The following is a 19,203-nucleotide window of genomic DNA, read 5'->3' as shown; positions in this document are numbered from 1 at the left end:
GGGGGCGGGGTCGGCCGGGGCGTCGAACAGGGACGCCTGGGCGGGCTCCGGGGCTGCGGCGCGGTCGGTCTCTCCCGCGGGCATCGGGACGATCAGGCCGATCGTGCCCTCGACCTGGCCGAGGAGTTCCTCGGTGGCGGCGCGGGCGGCGGCGGGCAGGTCGGGCTCGGGCACGACCCGCACGACCGGGTCGATCCCGGACGTGCGGACGGCGCGGGCAGGACGGGCGTCGGGCAGCGCGCGCGCCAGCACCCGCGCGGACACCGCCGCGATCTCGGTGGAGTTGCGGTAGTTCGTCGTCAGCTCGTACTCGTGCCGCGTGCGCGGCGCGGCCTTGCGCGGGCGGCGGCGGCCCCGCGCGGGCTTCTCGCCGCCGAGCGCCGCCTCCATCGCGCCGCGGGCGGCGTCGAGGTCCTCCCAGGCGCTCTGGGCCGGGTCCTCCACGATCGTCCAGCTGGCCTGGCGGCCGCGCCGGCCGAGCATCCGCCACTGCATGGGGGAGAGGTCCTGTGCCTCGTCCACGACGATGTGCGCGTACTCGGGACGCTCCTCCACCACGCCGTCGTCGACGCGGCGGGACCGTTCGAGCCGTTCGATCGACGTGGTCAGCTCCTGCATCTCCGGCTCCCACGTGTCGTCCGCGACCTCCTCGCCGGTGAGGATGTTGACGCCGTCCACCACGAACGGGTCGTCGTCGGCCGCGGCCCTGCGGCGGCGGGACGGGCGGGGCGGCGAGCCGAGCAGCGCGTCGAGCTCGTCCAGCAGCGCGACGTCCTGGTAGCTGAGCGGGGCGTCGGCCCCGGCCCAGGACGCGGCGAGCGGCTCGACGTCGGCGCGGTCGAGGTCGCGGCCGGCGGCGCGGCGCAGCCGCTCGGGGTCGCCGAGGGAGCGCAGCACGTCCAGCGGGCGGCGCAGCGGCCACCAGGCGACGAGGAAGTCGGTGAACGAGCGCTGCTCGCGGACGCGGGCGTCGAACTGGGCGCGCTTGGGGTCGCCGTTCTGCCGGGCCCCGCCGTTCCGCCGGCCGCGGGCCGGCTCGTCGTCGAGGGAGGCGAGCCCGTCGGCGGCCAGGATCGCGTTCCACAGCCCGGTCTCGGCGTCCTCCTCGGCCGCGGCGGCCTCCGGCCCGCCGACGTCGGTGAAGCGGCGCCAGAGGGCGTCCAGGAGCGCCTCGGCGGCCCGGCCGCGCGCCGCGTTGACGCTGCCGCGGCTGCGCCGGTGGAGGTCGTTGCGGAGCCGGTCGAGCCGGGCCCGGTCGAGGGTGACGACGATGCCCTTGAACACGACGCGCAGCTCGTCCGGGGCGCCGGGGGCGTGGTCGGCGACGGCGCGCCGCAGCACGGCCGCCATCGCCTCGCCGCCCTTGACGCGGGCGAGGCGCGGCGGGTCGTGGACGGTCGCGGCGGCCCCGTCGACGAGGTCGCCGAGCGAGCGCAGCGTCGCCGAGCCCTCGCCGAGCGACGGCAGCACCCGCTCGATGTAGGCGGTGAAGCGGCGGTTCGGGCCGATCACCAGGACGCCGCGCGACCCGAACCGGCGCCGGTGCCGGAACAGCAGGTAGGCGACGCGGTGCAGGGCGACGGCCGTCTTGCCGGTGCCGGGGGCGCCGCGCACCAGCACGGTGCCGTCGGCGGGCGCGCGGATCACCTCGTCCTGCTCGCGCTGGATCGTCGCGACGATGTCGCGCATGGCGCCTTCGCGGGCGCGGGCGAGCGAGGCGAGGAACGCGCCGTCGCCGACGATGGTCATGCCGTCGGCCGCGTCCGGGTCGAGGAGGTCGTCCTCGAGGTCGACGACGGTGTGACCGCGCGAGTGCAGGACGCGGCGGCGGACGACGCCGCGCGGGTCCTCGGGGGTGGCGCGGTAGAAGTCCTCGGCGGCGGGCGCCCGCCAGTCGATCACCAGGGAGTCGTGCTCGCCGGTGCGCACCCCGACGCGGCCGATGTAGCGGACCTCGCGGTCGCCCTGCTCGGCGGGGTGGAGGTCGAGCCGGCCGAACACCAGCCCGTCGTCGGCGATGTCGAGGGCCTGGGCGCGCAGCGACGCCTGGTGGACCATGGCGTCCCGGTCGACGAGCGAGCCCTTGGTGCCGGCCAGCGACTGGCGGTAGCCCTCGCGGATCATGGCCTGGGCGGCGGCGCGCATCTCCTCCAGCCGCGCGTAGGCGATGTCGACGTAGCGCTGCTCGGCGGCGATCTCTTGATCCTTGACCGTGCCGCCGGGACCGGTCGGCCGCCCGGTGACCTGGGACGACATGCAGGCTGCTCCTCGCACGTGTGTCGTGCCGGGGACGTCCCCCGGCCCGCCTAAGGGGCGAAGGAGACAGCTTATGCGGTCGGCCCTCGGTTCAGTGCGGAGCGGCCGTCCGGGCGCGGGCGAGGCGGCGCGCGGCGCGGCCCGGCGCGAGCAGGGCCGCGCGGCCCTGACCTGGCCGTACGTGCAGGTCGCCGGGCGGGCGCGCGAACGAGCGGTCCAGCGCGTCGAGGACGTGGCGCGGCGCCGTCTCGCCGTCCGGCCGGACGCACCGGAACACCACGCCCTGCCCGCCGTACTCGCGGTACAGCGTCTCGGTGTAGGCGGCGACCGCCCCGGACGCGGCGGCGGTCGCGCCCGCCGCCGGGGGCGGCGCGCAGAGGACCAGCTCGCCGGAGCCGCGCTCCAGCATGCCGGGCAGCGTGGCCCGCGCGATGTGCACCGCACCGAGCACATCGGTGCGGAGAACGTGTTCTACCTCGGTGAGGGGCTGGGTCAGCGGGGGTGCGGCGGGCGCGGTCGCGGCGGCGTGCACGACGCGGTGCACGGGGCCGATCACCGCGAGCAGGTCGGCGACGGCATCGGAGTCGCCGACGTCGCAGGCCCGCACGTGCATGTTAGGGGAGCGCAGCGCCGTCTTCGCCAGGCCCACCTCGTCGACGTCGACCGCGACGACGTCCCAGGCCGCCGCCGCGAGGCGCCGCGCGGCCAGCGCGCCGAGGCCGTGGGCCGCGCCGGTGACCAGTGCTGTCCGCCTCACGGGCGCACCTCCTCGGCGCCCTCGAAGACCATCTGCAGGTGGCCGACGCTGCTGGTGCTCAGCGCGCGCGCCCGGTCCAGACCGAGCCCGCGCAGTTCCTCCGCCACCGGGTGGTCGCCCAGGACGACCTTGGCCCCGCCCGGACGGGTCCGGACGTCGGACGGCGTGAGCGTCCATGGTGTGCGGCGCGTGACCCCGTCCAGGCATGAGTAGGCGTCGACCTTGGGCGCGGCGGTGCTCCCCGGCATCGGCACGCCGGGCTTCACGGCCAGCTCGATCGCCGTGCGCCCGCCGAACCGCACCGCGCACCGCTTGACGCGCGCGGACAGGTCCATGGGCATGTCGGCGATCTCTTTGGGGAAGCCCCAGATCGTCCGTCCGGCCTCCAGGGTGAACTCCTGGTTGACCGGCAGCCAGTGGATGAACGCGCCGATGCCGCGCAGCCCGCCGAGGAGCCCGGACGCGGGCGCGCCGGGCGGGCGCACCAGGAACGCGACGGCGAACTCGTGGTAGGGCCCGAGGTCGCCGTCGGCGTACCGGACGAACGCCAGCGAGCAGATCGCCCGGCCGGGCAGCGGCTCGGCGACGGTCAGCCCGGAGTAGGCGATGACGGCCTGGGCGGCGCGGGCGGGCACGGCGAACATCGCCGACGCCACCGCGGCGTCGCGGATCCGCACCGGGAGGGTGACCCGCTCGCCCTGGATGGCATGCGCTTGCACGGTGCTTGTCACACCGCTTAGTAGAACAGGTTCTCGTTTTGCTGCCAAGGACCGGCCGGGGCCTCAACCCCGCTCGACGGCCGTCCGGATGCGGTCGAGCGTGGCGCGCATGCCCGCGCGGTTCACGGCGGCGCGCCGCTCCGCCGGGACGCCGGTGAAGACCTTGCCGAGCAGCGAGACGAACGCCGCGCCGCGGCCGTCGCGGCGCAGATCCTCCCAGTACTCGGTGAGCCGCGTCCGGGGCTCGGCCGCGCCGTCCGAGACGTCCTCGAAGCGGTACCCCCACAGCGCGACCGGCATGCCGAAGCTCGACACCCGGAACGCGAACGCCTCGCCCGGCACCGCCGCCGTCACCTGGCATGTGGTGAACCACACACGCCACCCGATCCGGTTGAACCCGACGAACCGCGTGCCGGGCGCGATCGACCGTCCGCGCACCCAGACCGCGAACACCTCGGGGCTCCAGTCGCCCATCCGGTGCAGGTCGGCGACGGCCGCGTACACGTCCCGGGTCCCGGCCGCGACGGCCGTGCTCTCTTCGACCACCCACTCGCGTTCCATGGCGGAATCCTCCCACCTCATGACCATCCGGTCATAGGGGCGCGGTCACAGCGACGGTCACAGCAGGTGGGCGTATTCGGCCCGCCAGGCCGCGTACCAGCTCCTGAACCAGGGCTCGGCCGCGGCCAGCGGGACGATGTAGGTGATCGTCTCGGCGTAGTAGCGGCGCTGGAAGTCGGGCGGCATCCGGTCGAGGGTCTGGACGTTGCTGACCCGGTCGGCGAGCTTCACCCGGACGGCCTCGGGCGGGGCGTCGCCGAGGCGGCGCAGGTAGGCGGCCTTGGCGGCGCGTTTGGCCTGCCGCCCGGCCCCGCCCGCCGGAGGCTTGGTGACCCAGTCGACCAGCTCGGTGACCTCCGGGCCGAACTCGTCCTCTACGTCCCGCAGCGTTGCCGGGGTGTCCTCGACGACGTCGTGCAGCACCGCGGCCGACAGCACGGACGGCGTGGTCACCCCGGCCCCGCGCACGAGTACTTCGAGGGCTTCCAGCAGATGCTCGACATAGGGTGCGCCCGTGGGGCGCTTCTGGTCGCCGTGCCAGCGCTCTGCGGCGGACACCGCCCTCCCCAGGGCGTCCAGGTCGATCTGGGCGCCGGACGCCTCGATGTCCGCACGGGCCGTGTCCCAGGTGTGCCAGCGAGTGAAGACCTCCATGGTTCAACTCCGTTCTGTCGCGCCGGACGCCCCGCACACGGCATGGTGGGTGTCGTCCCAAGACACAGTAATCAGCAGGCACGGTAATCAGCGGGCACGGTGAACGGCGGGCACGGTGCAGTCGGCGGAGGGAGGCGGCGCGGTCGTGGTCGGGAGCCGGCAGCGGCCTGGTGGCCGACCGGAGACCGTGGGCAGGGTCCGCGTCGCGCTCGGCCTGGTCTCCGCCGCGGTCTCCGTCGTGCTGTGCGTCGTGCTGGTCGAGAAGTACGTGCTGCGCGCCGAGTGGTGGCAGGTGCGGCACACGGTGACCGGCGAGCCCGTCACGCCGCAGCGCGAGGTCGGGCCGCCGCCGGGGCCGCTCGCGGTGAGCTGGGAGCGGACGACCCCGACGCACCACGGCTCCGTCGCGGGCTACGACGGCGTCTCCTACCAGGTCGCGCTCGGCCAGGTCGTGACCGCGTCCGGGAACGGGATCGAGGTGCGGGACGCGCGGACCGGCGCCGACCGCTGGAGCTACCGCCGGTCCGGCTGGACGATGCTCGGCTGGACCGCCACCCGGTCCCGGCTGGTCGCCTACTTCGAGCGCAACGGCGAGCGCGCCGACCGGGTGCTGGTGGCGTTCGACGCGCTGTCGGGCGGGCTGCTGTGGCGGCGGGAGGGCGAGCGCCCCGCCGCGGTGTCGCGGTCGACGCTGCGCTGGCCCGCCGGCTCGGACATCGTGCTGACCACCGACGACGCGGACCGGACGCTGTTCGGCGTGTCGGCGGTGACCGGGAAGCGGGTGTGGCGGCTGGCGCTGCCGCGCGGCTGCCGGCTGTTCGAGGGCGGCGCGCACCCGGCCGACGGCCGGGAGGTCCTCGCCGCGTTCGGCCTGGACTGCCGGGAGGACGGGCGGCGGCGCAGCCGGCTGCTCGCGGTCGATCCGGCGAAGGGCACCGTCGCCTGGGACGAGCGGCTCGGCTCCAAGGAGTCGCCCGAGGTCTCGATGCTGGACGGCGTCACGCTCGTCTCGGACGGCACGGCGCTGCGCGCGTTCGACGACGAGGGCGACCAGTTCGGGATGTGGGAGGGCGACGGGGTCTGCGGCGACCTGATGTGCCCGGGGGTGCTGGTGCCGGGGCGGCTCCTGGTCGTCTACCACCCGGAGGGGTCCCGGTCCGGCGCGACCCGGATGGAGGCGGTGGACGTGCCGTCCGGTCGGGTCGCCTGGGGCCGCGACGTCCCCGCGTACGTGGCGCTGGCGCAGGCAGGCGGGCAGGTCTTCGCGCTGCGCCCGCGCCTGTCGGAGGGGCTGCTGCCCGCCGGGGTCGACATCGTCGAGCCGTCCGGCGGCGCCACGACCACGGCCCCGGCGCCGTTCTCGATGGACCCGGACCTGCCCGGCGCGCGGCCCTGGATGGCGGCGGCGGGCGGGCTGCTGTACGCGGCCGTCCCGCAGGCGGCGCCGCGCCCGGACGGCGCGGCGCGGCTGGTCGCGCTGCGCGGCGGGCTCACCGGCACCGGCCCGGCCGAGCTCGGCGGCGTGCCCGCGGCGGACTGGCCGGACGCGTGCTCGCTGCTCACCGGGCCCGACCTGGCGGCGGCGCGGATGACCGGCTACGCGGCCGAGCCGCACCGCGCGTCCGCCGGGGGCGTCCGGCTGCCGCGCCCGGTGTCGTGCAGCTACGAGCGGCGCGGGGACCGCGGCGGGCGCGACGAGCCCGAGTCGAAGGACGGTCCGGAGGGCGAGAAGAGCGCGTCGCCGGAGGCGGAGCCGAAGCCGAAACCGAAGCCGACGTCGAGCCCGAGCGCGTCGGGGTCGGCCAAGCCGAAGCCGTCCGCGAGCGCGAGCGCGGACGCCGAACCGCCCGTCCGGGGCCTCACGGTGAGCGTCCGCTGGGTGGGCGAGACCGACGAGGCCGCCGCGCGGATGCTGGACGCCCTGCAGGCCGCGCAGTCGCAGGCCAGGAAGCGCCGCGACATCGGCGGGGACGAGGCGTACGAGATCGGCCCGACCGCCGGGATGATCGCGCTGCGCGTCGGCCGGTACGTCGTGGTGGTGGAGGCGAACCGGCCGCCGGGGGCGGCGGCGCGCATCGCCCGCTCGGTCGCGTACCGGCTGCACCACCCGGCCTGACGCGGGGCTCGGCGCCGGCCGGGGGTCAGTACTCGGGGACGGGCTCCGGCTCGGCGGCGACGTCGGCCGACCGGTTGGCCCACGCCTCCAGCTGCGCGACGAACCGCGCGGCGTGGACGGGCCAGTGGAACCGGGCGCGGGCCGCCTCGTAGCCGCGCCGGCCCTGCTCCGCCCGCCGCTCGGGGTCGTCCCGCAGCCGCAGGACGGCCTTCGCGGCGGCCTGTGGGTCGCCGAACGGGACGACGGTCCCGCAGTCGGCGGGCTCGACGATGTCGACGGCGGGCGGGTTCGGCGTGGTGACGACCGGGATGCCGCGGGCCATGTACTCGACGACCTTCGTCGGCATCGAGTGCCGGTAGTTCGGCTCGTCGTGCAGCAGCGCGAGCCCGGCCATCGCGCCCTCGGCGATGCGCAGCGCCCGGTCGTTCGGGACGAACCCGTACCAGCGGACGACGCCCTCGCGCTGCGCCGCCCGCAGCGCGTCCCGGACGTCGGCGTCGGCGGCGCCGATCAGCTCGACCAGGATGCCCTCGGCGGCCAGCGGCCGGGCCATCTCGATCATGTCGAGGGCGCCGCGCGCCCGGGACAGCTGCCCGACGTAGACGGCGCGGCGGCCGTCCGGCGGGCCGGGCGGCCGCTCGGCGACGTAGGTGGTGTTGGGCACGACCGGGTGGTCCCCGCGGAACCGGTCCCGGTAGCCCTCCTCGGCGAGCAGCAGCCGGTGCCGCCGCTCGCTGCGCCGCTCCAGGTGGTGGACGGCCGGGCGCAGCACCGGCCGCGCCGGGCCGGGGAGCCAGCCCTTGGCCGACAGCGCGGCGGCGGTGTCCTCGTGGACGTCCCAGACGACCGTCCGCTGCCGGACCTCGCGGGGCAGCCCCACCAGCAGTTCGGGGTCGTGCAGCAGGACGAGGTCGGCGTACGCGGCGTGCTCGGTGAGCGCCCGGTGGGCGGCGCGCAGCGCCCGGAGGCGGCGCCGCCCCGTGGCGCGGGGGATGTCCACCGGGCTGAGCTCCCGCCACGGGGTCGCATTACATGCCCGGAATGGAGCTATATATGTGACCTCATGGCCGGCATCGAGCAGCGCGCGGATCTGCCGGTGCAGAATGCGTGCGTCCTCGGGATGGTGCACCACCGTGCAAACGCAGACCCGCATCACACTCACTCCGTAAGGCGCCGAAATCGATCGTCTTAGGACGAGTCTCGGCCGCCGATGGAAATTGCCGATGAATTCCGCCCGTCCGCGACATGTCCGGTGACCGGCGACTCGTCCCTGTGTGTTCGTGCCTGGCCGGGTGCTGCGGGCTAGAGCAGCTCCACGGACTCCCGCCGGGCGTCGCGCGTCCGGCCGCGGGTGTCGAACAGCAGCCGCGCGTGCCGGGTCAGCGTCCCGGCGTCGTAGGCGGCGTGGGCGGCCAGCACGATCGTCAGATCGGCCTCGCGCAGCGCGGCGGCGAGGTCGCCGCCCGCGTGCCGGACCTGCTCGCCGTCCACCTCCCAGGACTCCACGAACGGGTCGTGGAAGCTCAGGTCCGCGCCGAGCCGGGCCAGCCGCCGCGCCACCGGGCGGGCCGGCGACTCGCGCTGGTCGGCGATGTCGGCCTTGTAGGTGACGCCGAGCAGCAGGACCCTCGCGCCCTTGAGCGCGCGCCCCTCCCGGTTGAGCAGCTGCTGCGCCCGCTCGGCGACGTACCGCGGCATGCGGTCGTTGATCTCCTGGGCCAGCTCCACGAACCGGAACGGGTAGCCCAGCGACCTGACCTTGTACGACAGGTAGTTCGGGTCGATCGGGATGCAGTGCCCGCCGACGCCCGGTCCCGGCCGGAACGCCTGGAACCCGAACGGCTTGGTGGCGGCGCAGTCGATCGCGTCCCACAGGTCGATGCCCAGCTCGTTGCAGAACACCGCCATCTCGTTGACGAGCGCGATGTTGACGTGCCGGTAGGTGTTCTCCAGCAGCTTCGCCATCTCCGCCTCGCGGGTGCCCTTGGCCTCCACGACGCGGTCGACGAACTTGCCGTAGAACGCCGACGCCGCCGACGCGCACGCCGGGGTCAGCCCGCCGACGATCTTCGGGGTGTTGCGCACCCCGTAGACGGGGTTGCCCGGGTCGATCCGCTCCGGCGAGAACGCCAGGTGGAACTCCTCCCCGGCGACCAGGCCGGACGTCTCCAGGATCGGCCGGACGACCTCCTCGGTGGTGCCCGGGTAGGTGGTCGACTCCAGCACCACCAGCGTCCCCGGGACCAGGTGCCGCGCGACCGTCTCGGCGGCGCCGCGCACCGCGGTCAGGTCCGGGCCGCCCTCCGGGGACAGCGGTGTCGGCACGCAGATGACCACGGTGCGGGCGCCGTCCAGGACGTCCTCGTCCAGGCTCGGGGCGAACCCGGCCTCCAGCATGTCCCCGATCTCGGCGGGCGAGACGTCGTCGATGTGCGACAGCCCGGCCTTGAGCCCGGCCACCACCCGCGCGTCCCGGTCCAGCCCGCCGACCCGCAGGCCGGCCCGGCACGCCTCGCGCACCAGCGGCAGGCCCACGTAGCCGAGTCCGATGACCACAAGATCCATGCGCCCCGGCTCCCTTCGGTCTATGTCCGTCGGTAGGCCGCCCGGTATCCCGCGGTCACGGCGCGCCAGGTGCGCTCCGCCGCGACCCATTCCCGGGCCGACCGCCCGATTTTTCGTCTCAGCTCGGGAGCGTAAGCCAGGTCTTCCAGACAATTCGCCCATGCTTCCGGGTCTTCCGGAACTGTTAACGTCCCCGTCACGCCCGGTTCCACGATTTCGCGAAGAGCCTTGACATCACTGGCTATTACGGGGATTCCCCCTGCCATCGCCTCGATCGGCTTCAGGGGCGTCACCAATTGGCACACCCGGTCCGCCCGGCGCGGAACCGCGAACACATCGAGGACGGCGTGGTATCGGCGAACGGACTCCATCGGCACGCGGCCGGTGAACACGGCGTGCACGCCGTGCCCGGCGGCGCGCCGCTCCAGCGCGCCGCGCTCGGGACCGTCCCCGACCAGCAGCAGCGTGACGGGCGCCCCGCGGTCGCGCAGCAGCGCGGCGGCGTCGATGAGCGTGTCGATGCCCTCGTAGCCGTAGAACGAGGACGTGAGGCCGACGACCGTGGCGCCGTCCGGGATGCCGAGGCGCGCGCGCAGGTCGCCGGGGTCGGGCAGCGGCTCCAGGAACGCCTCGTCCACCCCGTTCGGCACCGTGAAGATCTTCTCCTCGGGGACGCCGCGGGACGCGATCTCCGCCCGCATCGCCTCGCCGAGCGTCACGACCGCGTCCGCCTCGGCCATCCGGCGCGTCTCCAGCTCGCGCGTCAGCCGGTAGAAGTCGTCGGTCTCGCGGTGCGCGGGGTCGCGGGAGAGCCAGGAGTCCTCCAGGAAGCCGCGCACCTCGTAGACGACCGGGATCCCGTGCCGGCGCCCCAGCTCCAGCGCCACGGCCGCGTTGAGGTGGTTGCTGACCGCGTGCAGGACGGCCGGGCGCAGCTCCTCGACCAGCCGTCCGGCCAGGTCGGCGCTCGTCGCGACGGCGTCCCGCGGGTCCGCGGGCGGGAGCCAGGGCAGCAGGCGGTGGTACGGGACGCCGTCGACGTCCACCCGCGCCCGCGCGTCGCCGACGCCCTGGTTGAGCGGGTAGCCGAGCCTGGTGACCACGTGGGTGTCGAGGCCCGCCTCACGCTGGGCGAGCGCGATCCGGTGCGTCCGCACGGTGTAGCCGGCGTTCGTGCAGGGCAGCGCGTTCGTGACGAACTGGAGCACGCCGTCGCCGGGCCGGGGCTCGCCCCGCACCGGGCGCACCGGCTGCGCCAGCAGGGCGCGCAGGTCCGCGGTCTCACGCCGGACGTCCCGGGGCTTCGGCACGGCCAGCGGGGAGCCCCGGAGCCGCGCGCCGAGCGGGGTCCGCGCGGCGAGCCGGACGGCCAGCCGCGGCGCCCGCGCGGGATCGTCCCGCAGCTGCCTCCAGGCCAGCCCGGCCAGGTAGACGGGTTTCTTCACCACGGGTTTCTTCACCACGGGTTTCTTCACCACGAGGCCGGACGTTAGGCGGCTCCGATGAACAGAAGGGAAATTGTGTTGGCACCCATCGTGCACGTCCTTGGGGCGCGGCCCAACTTCGTCAAGGCGGCCCCGGTGATCTCCGCGCTGCGCGCCGCCGGTGCCGAGCAGGCGGTCGTCCACACCGGGCAGCACTACGACGCGCGGATGTCGGAGGTCTTCTTCGACGAACTGGGGCTTCCGGAGCCGGACGTGAACCTCGGCGTCGGCTCCGGCGGGCACGCCGAGCAGACCGCCGCCCTCATGATCGGCCTGGAGGGGGAGTTCACGAGCCGTTCACCCGCGCTGGTCATCGTGTACGGCGACGTGAACTCCACCATCGCCGCCGCCCTCGTCGCGGCCAAGCTGCACATCCCGGTCGCCCACGTGGAGGCCGGGCTGCGCAGCTTCGACATGACCATGCCGGAGGAGGTCAACCGGCGGGTCACCGACCAGCTCTCCGCGCTGTGCCTGGTCACGAGCCCCGAGGGGATCGGGCACCTGGCCGCCGAGGGCGTCCCGGTGTCCCGGACCCACCTGGTCGGCAACCCGATGATCGACACGCTGCTCGGGAACCTGGACTCCTTCGACACCGGCCGGGTGCGCGCCGAGCACGGCCTCCCGGACCGGTACGTCCTCGCGACCATGCACCGGCCCGCGAACGTGGACGCGCCGGAGACGGCCGCCGCGCTCGTCCGGCACCTGCACGGCGTCGCCGACCTCGCCGACCTGGTCATCCCCGTGCACCCGCGCGGCCGGGCGAACCTGCTGGCCGCCGGGCTGGACGACCACGCCGGCGTGCACCTCCTGGAGCCGCTCGGGTACATCGACTTCATCGCGGCGGTCCGGGGCGCGGCGGCGGTCGTCACGGACTCGGGCGGCCTCCAGGAGGAGACGACGATCCTCGGGGTGCCGTGCCTGACCGTCCGGCCGAACACCGAGCGGCCCATCACCATCACGCACGGCACGAACCGCCTCGTCACCTTCGAGGAACTGGTGCCCGCCGCGCGCAAGGCGCTGGAGTCGGGACCGCCGAAGCGCGACCGGACCCCGCCCCTGTGGGACGGCAAGGCCGGTCCCCGCATCGCCGAAGTGATCATGGAGTATCTGGGTGAGTGACGCCAAGGACGCGAAGGCGTACCAGCAGCTCGGACGGCTGAAGTCGACGCTGCGCGAGCGCGAGGCGCGGGTCGCGGAGCTGGAGCGGCGGATCGCCGCGCTGGAGGCGTCCACCGCCGTCCAGTTCGGGCGGCTCGTCGCCGGCGCCGCGCGCAACCCCAAGCGCGGCAAGCGGCTGCCGAAGGAGCTGTACCGGCTGTGGCGCAAACGGAACGCGCCCGTGGCGGCGGGATCCGGGCCGGGCCGCGGCGGCGTCCAGCCCGACCGCGTCGACCGGCCCGAGGACCGCCTCCTCGTCGCCAACCCCTGCGACGGACTGATCGTCGCGGGCGTGCTGAGCCCCGCCACGGCGGCGCTGCTCGCCGAGCACGCCAAGGTCATTCCGCTCTACCCGCACGACGCGGCGATCGCGCTCGGCTCCGCCGACGCGGACCTGCTCGTCGTGGACGCGGAGGCCGGCGAACCCGGCGGCCCCTGGGCGTACCTGGGCGTGCCCGGCATGTACGACCGGGACCTCGCGCTGCACGGGATCCGCGAGATCGCCGCCGCCCGCGGGCTCCCGCGCGTCCTGTGGGGGGCGGCGCCGCCCGCGACCCTCGCGGCGCTGCCCTGGGACGCGACCGCCACCGCCCCCGGCCGGCTCGCCGAGATCGCCGAGGACGCCGGCACCGCCCCGGCACCGGCCCGTTGAAAGGAACCACCGTGCGACCACGTGCCCTCGTCTACGGCGACGTCGACCTGAACATCATCGACGGATCGGCGATCTGGGCCCAGGGCATCGTCCAGGCACTCGCCCGCGCCGGCTGCGAGGTGACCCTGGTCCTCAAGGCGCCCGTGCGCACCGGGCGGCTCGTCGACCCGCTGCGCGGCCTGCCCGGCGTCACCGTCCGCAGCCCGCACGCCGAGGGGCTCGCCGACGCGCCGATGGCGCCGGGGCGGGCGGCGGAGGTCCTCGCCCGGGTCGACGAGGAGGCCCCGCACGACCTGGTCGTGGTCCGGGGCCGCCGGCTCGCCGGCACCCTCGCCGCCGGCCCGCTGGCCGGACGCCTCTGGACGTACCTCACCGACGTCCCGCAGTCGGCGGGCGAGTTCGACGCCGCCGCGAAGGCCGGCCTGCGCCGCATCGCGGACGCCTCCCGCGTCCTGCTCTGCCAGACCGAGGAGCTGCGCGGCTTCCTGGAGAGCGCCGTCCCCGCGACGGCGGGCAAGAGCGTCCTGTTCCCGCCGGTCGTCGTCCTGCCGGACGAGCTGGAGACCCGCGCCCCCGGCGCCCCCGAGGGGCCGCTCCGGCTCGTCTACACGGGCAAGTTCGCGCCGCGCTGGAACACCTACGAGATGACGTCGCTGCCGCGCCTGCTCGCCATGCGCGGCGTGCACGCCGAACTCCACATGGTCGGCGACAAGGTCCACGACGACCCCGCCGACCCCGGCTTCGCGCCCCGGATGCGGACCGCGCTGGAGACCGGCGAGGGCGTCGTCTGGCACGGCGGCCACCCCCGCGCCGAGGCGATGCGCCTCACCGCGGGCTGCGACGTCGGGCTGTCCTGGCGCGACGCGTCCATGGACGCGAGCCTGGAACTGTCCACGAAGGTGCTGGAATGCGGCACGCTCGGGGTGCCGGTCGTCCTGAACCGGACGCCCATGCACGAGCGGCTCCTCGGCACCGACTACCCGCTGTTCGCCGCCACCGAGGACGATGTCCTGGACGCCCTCACCCTCATCGGCAAGAACCCGGACGTCTACACCCTCGCCGCCGACCGCTGCCGCGCGGCCGCCACCGGGTTCACCCTCGACGCCGCCGCCGAACGGCTGCGCGGCCACCTCGCGCAGGCGTTCCCGGAGCCGTCCGAGAGCGTCCTGGCGGTGAAGGAGCGCCCGCTGCGGGTGGGCGTGGCGGGCCACGACCTGAAGTTCTTCACCCGCCTGCTCGACTACCTGCGCTCCCGCTCCGACATGGAGGTCCGCGTCGACCACTGGGCGGCGCTCAAGGCGCACGACGAGCAGCGCAGCCAGGACCTCGTCGACTGGGCGGACGTCATCATCTGCGAATGGTGCGGCCCCAACGCGCTGTGGTTCGCGGGCCGCAAGCGCCCCGACCAGCGCCTGGTCGTCCGCCTGCACCGCTTCGAGCTGTACGCGGCCTGGCCGAAGCAGCTCGACATCGACGCGGTCGACCAGGTCGTCTGCGTCAGCCCCCACTACAGCGACCTCACCCGCGAGATGACCGGCTGGCCGGCCGCGAAGGTCGTCACGGTCCCGAACTGGGTGGACGACGCCCAGCTCGACCGCGCCAAGCTCCCCGGCGCCGAGCACCACCTCGGGATGATCGGCATCGCCCCGTCCCGCAAGCGCCTGGACCTGGCGCTGGACGTCCTCGAAGAACTCCGCCGCGACGACCCGCGCTTCACCCTCTTCGTCAAGTCCAAGCTCCCCTGGGAGTACTGGTGGATCTGGCAGAAGGAGGAGGAGCGGGACCACTACGAGAAGGCGTTCCGGCGCATCCGCCGGTCGCGGCTGCTCTCCGGCGGCGTCGTCTTCGACAGCTACGGCCGCGATGTGGCGTCCTGGCTGCGCCGTATCGGCTTCGTCCTGTCGACCAGCGACGACGAGAGCTTCCACCTGGCCCCGGCCGAGGGCATGGCGTCCGGTGCCGTCCCGGCGCTGCTGAACTGGCCCGGTGCCGACACGATCTACGACGCCCGCTGGATCCACGAGAGCCCGTCGGCGATGGCGGCGTCCATCGCGACGACCGTCTCCCTCGGCCGCTGGCGGCAGGACGCAGATCTGGCAAGGGAGCAGGTCAAGGCCGCCTACGCCCTGCCCGAAGTCTGCCGCCAGTGGACGGACCTCCTGGCAGGGAGGCCAACGCCCTCCGGGAGGTGAGCTGCGCGCACCGGCACGGACGGCCGGCGCCACCAGACGGACGTGCGGATCACCATGTCGTCCTCACCCGCACGGCCATCGCCGGAGAATGGCAGCGATCGACCTTGGTGTCGTCGTAGGGTCGTGCCCTGCTCCGGTGTGAGCGCCGAGGACCGGACCGCAGCGACGAGGAGGACGACATGCCGGAATACGTCAGCGTCGGGGTCAAGGACGCGCAGAACCTGCCGCCGGGCAAGTGGGTCACGGTCAGGTGGGACTACGAGTACTCCGACTCGGGCCACCACCACCGCAACGAGGGCGGCCCGTCCGTGGTCGAGGGCCCGGCGCGGTACACGCTCAACGCCAACGTGCGGATCGAGGACGTCCCGCCGGGCACCCGGGTGCAGGCGCGCGCCGTCGAGCGCGCCGACTCGGACGGGAACGAGGAGAACGGGCCGATCGCCGAGTACGTCGCCGCCGACGGGAGCACCTACATCAACTACTCGCTGCCGGCGGACGCGGTGAGCTCGGGCCGGCGGGTCCGGTTCCAGGTCGTCCAGCACGGCACCGGCACCGGGCGGCTCGTCGGCGGGAACGCGAAGGCGCTCGCCTGGCGCGACTGAACGCCGCCCCGCAACCCCTCAGGAGGTGCCGCCCGCGGACGTCCCGCGCGGCGGCACCCCCGGTCGCGGGCTTCGCCGAGCGTGAGGCCCGCCACCGGAGATCCGCCCTTTCGCGATGGCGGAATGGTATCGCCGGAGTCACTTTTTCGTCGCGCTCCGTGCCCCCAACGGTCGCGACCGCCGCGAAATGCCGGTCAGCTTCCAGAGTGAGGTATTTTGCAGCGACCTGTCATTTATCGGGATCTTGACCATTAAGATCTTGGTCCGAGGCCCGGGGCCGGTGCGGCCCCGATGGCGGCGCGGCGGGTCGTTCGAAATCCAGCGGAAGGGGGCGGGACCATGGCGCATGCGGAGATCTCCGAGGTATGGCCCCGGGACGGCCGTATCGTGATCAAAGGCGAGGTCGTGTCCTCACCCGTGCCGGAGGGCGCGCGGTGGCGGCTGCGGCTCGCGTCCCGGACGCGCAAGAACGCCGCACGCCCCTCGCTGGGCCGGCGGGTGCTGAACAAGGCCCGCGCCATCGCGGGCGGGGCGCCGTCCCCCGCGGTGCTCACGATCCCGGCGGCGACCGACGGCAGCGGCTTCGAGGTGGAGATCCCCTTGGAGATGTTCGCGCCGCGCGACGCGCCGCCGAAGGAGCTGTGGGACCTGTACCTCGTCACGGTGGCCGACGAGCGGGACGTCACGCTCCGGCTGGGCCGCCACCTCGACGACATGCCCGGCAAGAAGCAGATCGTCACCTTCCCGCAGCAGACGGTCGAAGGTTCCGCGAAGGTCGCCGTCCGTCCCTACTACACCGACGGCGACCACCTGTCCATCCGGTGCGCACGCCGCGACCAGAACCAGCGGTGAGGGACCCCTTGCATATCACCTACCTGCTCTACAACGCCCACGGGGTCGGCGGGACCGTCCGCACGATCTTCACCCAGGCCAACACGATGGTGGAGCGCGGCCATGAGGTCGACCTCGTCACCATGTGGCGTTCGAGCGACGACCTCCCGTTCCACCTCGATCCCCGGGTGCGGCTGAAGCCCCTCGTGGACGGGCGCCCCGGCGTCGACCACACGCCGCGGGACCCGGCCGCCGAGGACACCTCCTGGCACTCGCTGTTCCCGGAGAAGATGGCGGCGACGGCCGAGAGCCGCGCCCGCGTGAACGCCCTCATCGAGTACCTGCGGGGCCTCGACGACGGCATCCTCGTCTGCACCCGCCCGACGATCACGCTGATCGCGAAGCACTTCAGCGACCCCGGGCTGGTCCGGGTCGTGCAGGAGCACGCGCACCTGTCCTGGCACAACAAGGAGTGGCGGGCCGCGATCGACTCCGCCTACCCCGACTTCGACGCCCTGGTCACCCTCACCGAGGCCGACCACGCCTCGTACTCGGAGGCGTTCCCGGGGATGGGCCGCATCGCGCGGATCCCGAACCCGCTGCACTCGCTGGACGTCCCGCAGTCCGACCTGAGCCGCAAGGTCGTGGTCTCGGCCGGCCGGCTGGACCGCGCCAAGGGCTTCGACCAGATGATCCGCGCGTTCGCGACCGTCGTCGAGCGGCACCCCGACTGGACGCTGCGGATCTTCGGCGGCGGCGCCGAGGAGGAGCGCCTCCGGAAGATGGTCCTCGACCTGCACCTCTACAACCACGTGTTCCTCATGGGCCCGACCACCCGGCTGGACGAGGAGCTCGCGAAGGCGTCGATCTTCGCGATGAGCTCGCGGTCGGAGGGCTTCGGGATGGTGCTGCTGGAGGCGCTGAACTGCGGCCTGCCCGCGGTGAGCTTCGACTGCCCGGTGGGGCCGCGCGAGATCCTGACGCACGGCCAGGACGGCCTGCTGGTGCCGACCGGCGACACCGACGCGCTGGCGGCGGAGCTGAGCCGCGTGATCGCGGACGCGGACCTGCGGAGCGACCTCGCCGCCGGGGCCCGCAAGACGGCCGCGCGGTACGGCCCCGACGTGATCGGCGACATGTGGGAGCGGCTCTTCGCCGACCTCACCGCCGCCAAGGGCTGACGCGGCGGCCGGACGGGCGTTCCTGCGCACGCCCGTCCTTCATCAGGTGATTTACCCGGACTCCACTTGGGGGTCCGGGTCGGTGGCATAACGTGGTGCCGCAAGGCGATCCTGGCGGGGAGACGATGGGACAGCGTCCGAAATTGCCCGTGCTTTTGCGAGCCGCCGGACGGTCGTTGCTCGTCCACGGGCTCTTCCTGGTCGTGCTGGCCGGTGCGTTCGCGGTCCGCTGGGTCGCGATGAAGGGCTACCCGTCCCCCCTGTGGTTCGGTGACTCGGCGACCTATCTGCAGGGCGCGCTGGACCTGGAGCCCTCGGTCCTCCGGCCGAGCGGGTACTCGCTCTTCCTCTGGGCGCTCGGCCCGTTCCACAGCTTCACGGTCCTGCTCTGGACGCAGCACCTGCTCGGCCTCCTCACCGGCGTGCTGGTCTACGTCCTGGTGTGGCGGGCCGTCCGCGCGGGAGCGCGGCGCTGGTGGTGGCCGGCGAGTCTCGTCGGCGCCGCGGTGAGCGTGCCGGTCCTGTACGACGCCTACCAGATCGAGCTGGAACACCTGCTGATGGCGGACGGCCTGTTCACGGTCGTCCTGTTCGCCGCCGTCGCCGTCGTGCTGTGGCGGGAGCGGATGAGCTGGTGGACCGGGGCGCTGGCGGGCCTGCTGGTCGCCTGCGGCGCGCTCGTCCGCTCCGTCGGGCTGCCGATGCTGCTGGTCGTGGTGTTCTGCATGCTGGTGCGGCGGGCCGGCTGGCGCGCCGTCACGGCGGCGGTGGCGGCGGCCGTGATCCCGGTCGTGGCCTACATGTCGTGGTTCCACTCCGCCCATGGCCAGTTCGCCATGACGAACACGAGCAACGTCTGGCTGTACGGCCGCACGGTCGACTTCGCCGACTGCACCGTCATGAAGCCGGACCCGGAGGTCGCCGCGTTCTGCCGCGACCACCTGCCGGAGCGCCGGGGCGCGGCCCCGGCCTTCAGGGCGCTGTGGGGGAACGACTCGCCCTTCCGCCAGTTCCCCGACGGGATCCGCGACCCCCGGGCCAACGAGCTGGCGGGCGAGTTCGCCAAGGAGGCCATCCGCGAGCAGCCCGGCGCCTACCTCGACACCGTCCTGCGGGACACGCTCCGCGCGTTCGAATGGGAGCGCCATCCCTACCCGACGCGCATCACGGCCGACGAGTACGAGTTCCCGGTGGGCGCGGTCCTCCGGGACTGGGACGCCATGGTCGCCTACCCCTACGGCGGCGACACGGCGCAGCCGCGCGTGGTGGACCCCTACGCCGAGTGGATGCGCGACTACCAGGACCGCTTCTACGTCCGCGGCCCCATGCTCGGCGCGATGATGCTGATCGGGCTGATCGGGCTGCTGCTGCGGATCCGGCGGCTCGGCGGCGCCGTCCTGCTGCCCTGGGGCACGGGGCTCGCGCTGCTGGTGGTCCCGGCGGCGACGGCCGACTTCGACTACCGGTACGTGCTG

General features: G+C 74.2%; 16 protein-coding genes. 8 read left to right on the top strand and 8 right to left on the bottom strand.

Annotated features, from left to right (window positions below; all coding sequences use genetic code 11):
* The 5 genes from ETD96_RS20970 to ETD96_RS20950 all read right to left on the bottom strand — a co-directional run.
* Positions 1-2,256, bottom strand: a 2,256-nt coding sequence (locus tag ETD96_RS20970; RefSeq protein ID WP_138638169.1) for a HelD family protein, incomplete at its 3' end; no start/stop codon positions are given.
* Positions 2,257-2,347: 91 nt separating this feature from the next.
* Complete coding sequence (locus ETD96_RS20965; protein ID WP_171069150.1) at positions 2,348-3,013, bottom strand: SDR family NAD(P)-dependent oxidoreductase; 666 nt, start codon at positions 3,011-3,013, stop codon at positions 2,348-2,350.
* Entirely contained in the window at positions 3,010-3,744 is a 735-nt protein-coding gene (locus ETD96_RS20960; RefSeq protein WP_138638167.1) for an acetoacetate decarboxylase family protein, read from the bottom strand. The genes ETD96_RS20965 and ETD96_RS20960 overlap by 4 nt, the downstream gene beginning before the upstream one ends.
* Before the next feature lie 51 nt (positions 3,745-3,795).
* Positions 3,796-4,293 (bottom strand): SRPBCC family protein, encoded by a 498-nt coding sequence (locus ETD96_RS20955; protein ID WP_138638166.1) that lies wholly within the window; start codon positions 4,291-4,293, stop codon positions 3,796-3,798.
* A 57-nt stretch (positions 4,294-4,350) separates the two neighbouring features.
* Positions 4,351-4,947, bottom strand: a complete 597-nt coding sequence (locus tag ETD96_RS20950) for an HD domain-containing protein (RefSeq protein WP_138638165.1) — start codon at positions 4,945-4,947, stop codon at positions 4,351-4,353.
* Positions 4,948-5,134: 187 nt separating this feature from the next.
* On the opposite strand from ETD96_RS20950, the gene ETD96_RS20945 reads away from it, so the two are divergent.
* Positions 5,135-7,063: an outer membrane protein assembly factor BamB family protein gene (locus ETD96_RS20945; protein WP_171069149.1), complete on the top strand. Its 1,929-nt coding sequence runs from the start codon at positions 5,135-5,137 to the stop codon at positions 7,061-7,063.
* 25 nt (positions 7,064-7,088) lie between these two features.
* Here ETD96_RS20945 and ETD96_RS20940 read toward each other — a convergent pair whose 3' ends face one another.
* From ETD96_RS20940 to ETD96_RS20930, 3 genes are all read right to left on the bottom strand, one after another.
* Positions 7,089-8,216, bottom strand: coding sequence for a glycosyltransferase family 4 protein (locus tag ETD96_RS20940; protein ID WP_138638163.1), 1,128 nt, complete (start codon positions 8,214-8,216; stop codon positions 7,089-7,091).
* A gap of 149 nt (positions 8,217-8,365) precedes the next feature.
* Positions 8,366-9,628, bottom strand: coding sequence for a nucleotide sugar dehydrogenase (locus ETD96_RS20935; protein ID WP_138638162.1), 1,263 nt, complete (start codon positions 9,626-9,628; stop codon positions 8,366-8,368).
* 20 nt (positions 9,629-9,648) lie between these two features.
* A complete protein-coding gene (locus tag ETD96_RS20930; RefSeq protein WP_240807939.1) occupies positions 9,649-11,106 on the bottom strand; it encodes a glycosyltransferase family 4 protein in 1,458 nt (485 codons plus the stop codon).
* Positions 11,107-11,130: 24 nt separating this feature from the next.
* Between ETD96_RS20930 and wecB the strand changes: the two genes are divergently transcribed.
* The 7 genes from wecB to ETD96_RS20895 all read left to right on the top strand — a co-directional run.
* Positions 11,131-12,231 carry a non-hydrolyzing UDP-N-acetylglucosamine 2-epimerase gene (gene wecB, locus ETD96_RS20925; RefSeq protein ID WP_138638161.1) on the top strand — a complete coding sequence of 367 codons (1,101 nt, stop codon included), beginning with the start codon at positions 11,131-11,133 and terminating at the stop codon, positions 12,229-12,231.
* Positions 12,224-12,922 carry a hypothetical protein gene (locus ETD96_RS20920; protein ID WP_240807929.1) on the top strand — a complete coding sequence of 233 codons (699 nt, stop codon included), beginning with the start codon at positions 12,224-12,226 and terminating at the stop codon, positions 12,920-12,922. Before wecB ends, ETD96_RS20920 begins: the two co-directional genes overlap by 8 nt.
* A gap of 11 nt (positions 12,923-12,933) precedes the next feature.
* Positions 12,934-15,114 (top strand): glycosyltransferase family protein, encoded by a 2,181-nt coding sequence (locus tag ETD96_RS20915; protein ID WP_240807926.1) that lies wholly within the window; start codon positions 12,934-12,936, stop codon positions 15,112-15,114.
* Between the two features lie 179 nt (positions 15,115-15,293).
* Positions 15,294-15,716: a hypothetical protein gene (locus ETD96_RS20910; protein ID WP_138638158.1), complete on the top strand. Its 423-nt coding sequence runs from the start codon at positions 15,294-15,296 to the stop codon at positions 15,714-15,716.
* Positions 15,717-16,055: 339 nt separating this feature from the next.
* Positions 16,056-16,568 carry a hypothetical protein gene (locus ETD96_RS20905; RefSeq protein ID WP_138638157.1) on the top strand — a complete coding sequence of 171 codons (513 nt, stop codon included), beginning with the start codon at positions 16,056-16,058 and terminating at the stop codon, positions 16,566-16,568.
* A gap of 8 nt (positions 16,569-16,576) precedes the next feature.
* Positions 16,577-17,728 (top strand): glycosyltransferase family 4 protein, encoded by a 1,152-nt coding sequence (locus ETD96_RS20900; RefSeq protein ID WP_138638156.1) that lies wholly within the window; start codon positions 16,577-16,579, stop codon positions 17,726-17,728.
* 149 nt (positions 17,729-17,877) lie between these two features.
* The coding region (locus ETD96_RS20895) for a hypothetical protein (RefSeq protein ID WP_138638155.1) at positions 17,878-19,203 on the top strand (1,326 nt) is incomplete at its 3' end.

The organism is Actinomadura geliboluensis, from assembly GCF_005889745.1.
GTDB lineage: Bacteria > Actinomycetota > Actinomycetes > Streptosporangiales > Streptosporangiaceae > Spirillospora > Spirillospora geliboluensis.
This window is presented reverse-complemented; position numbering and strand designations above follow the sequence as displayed.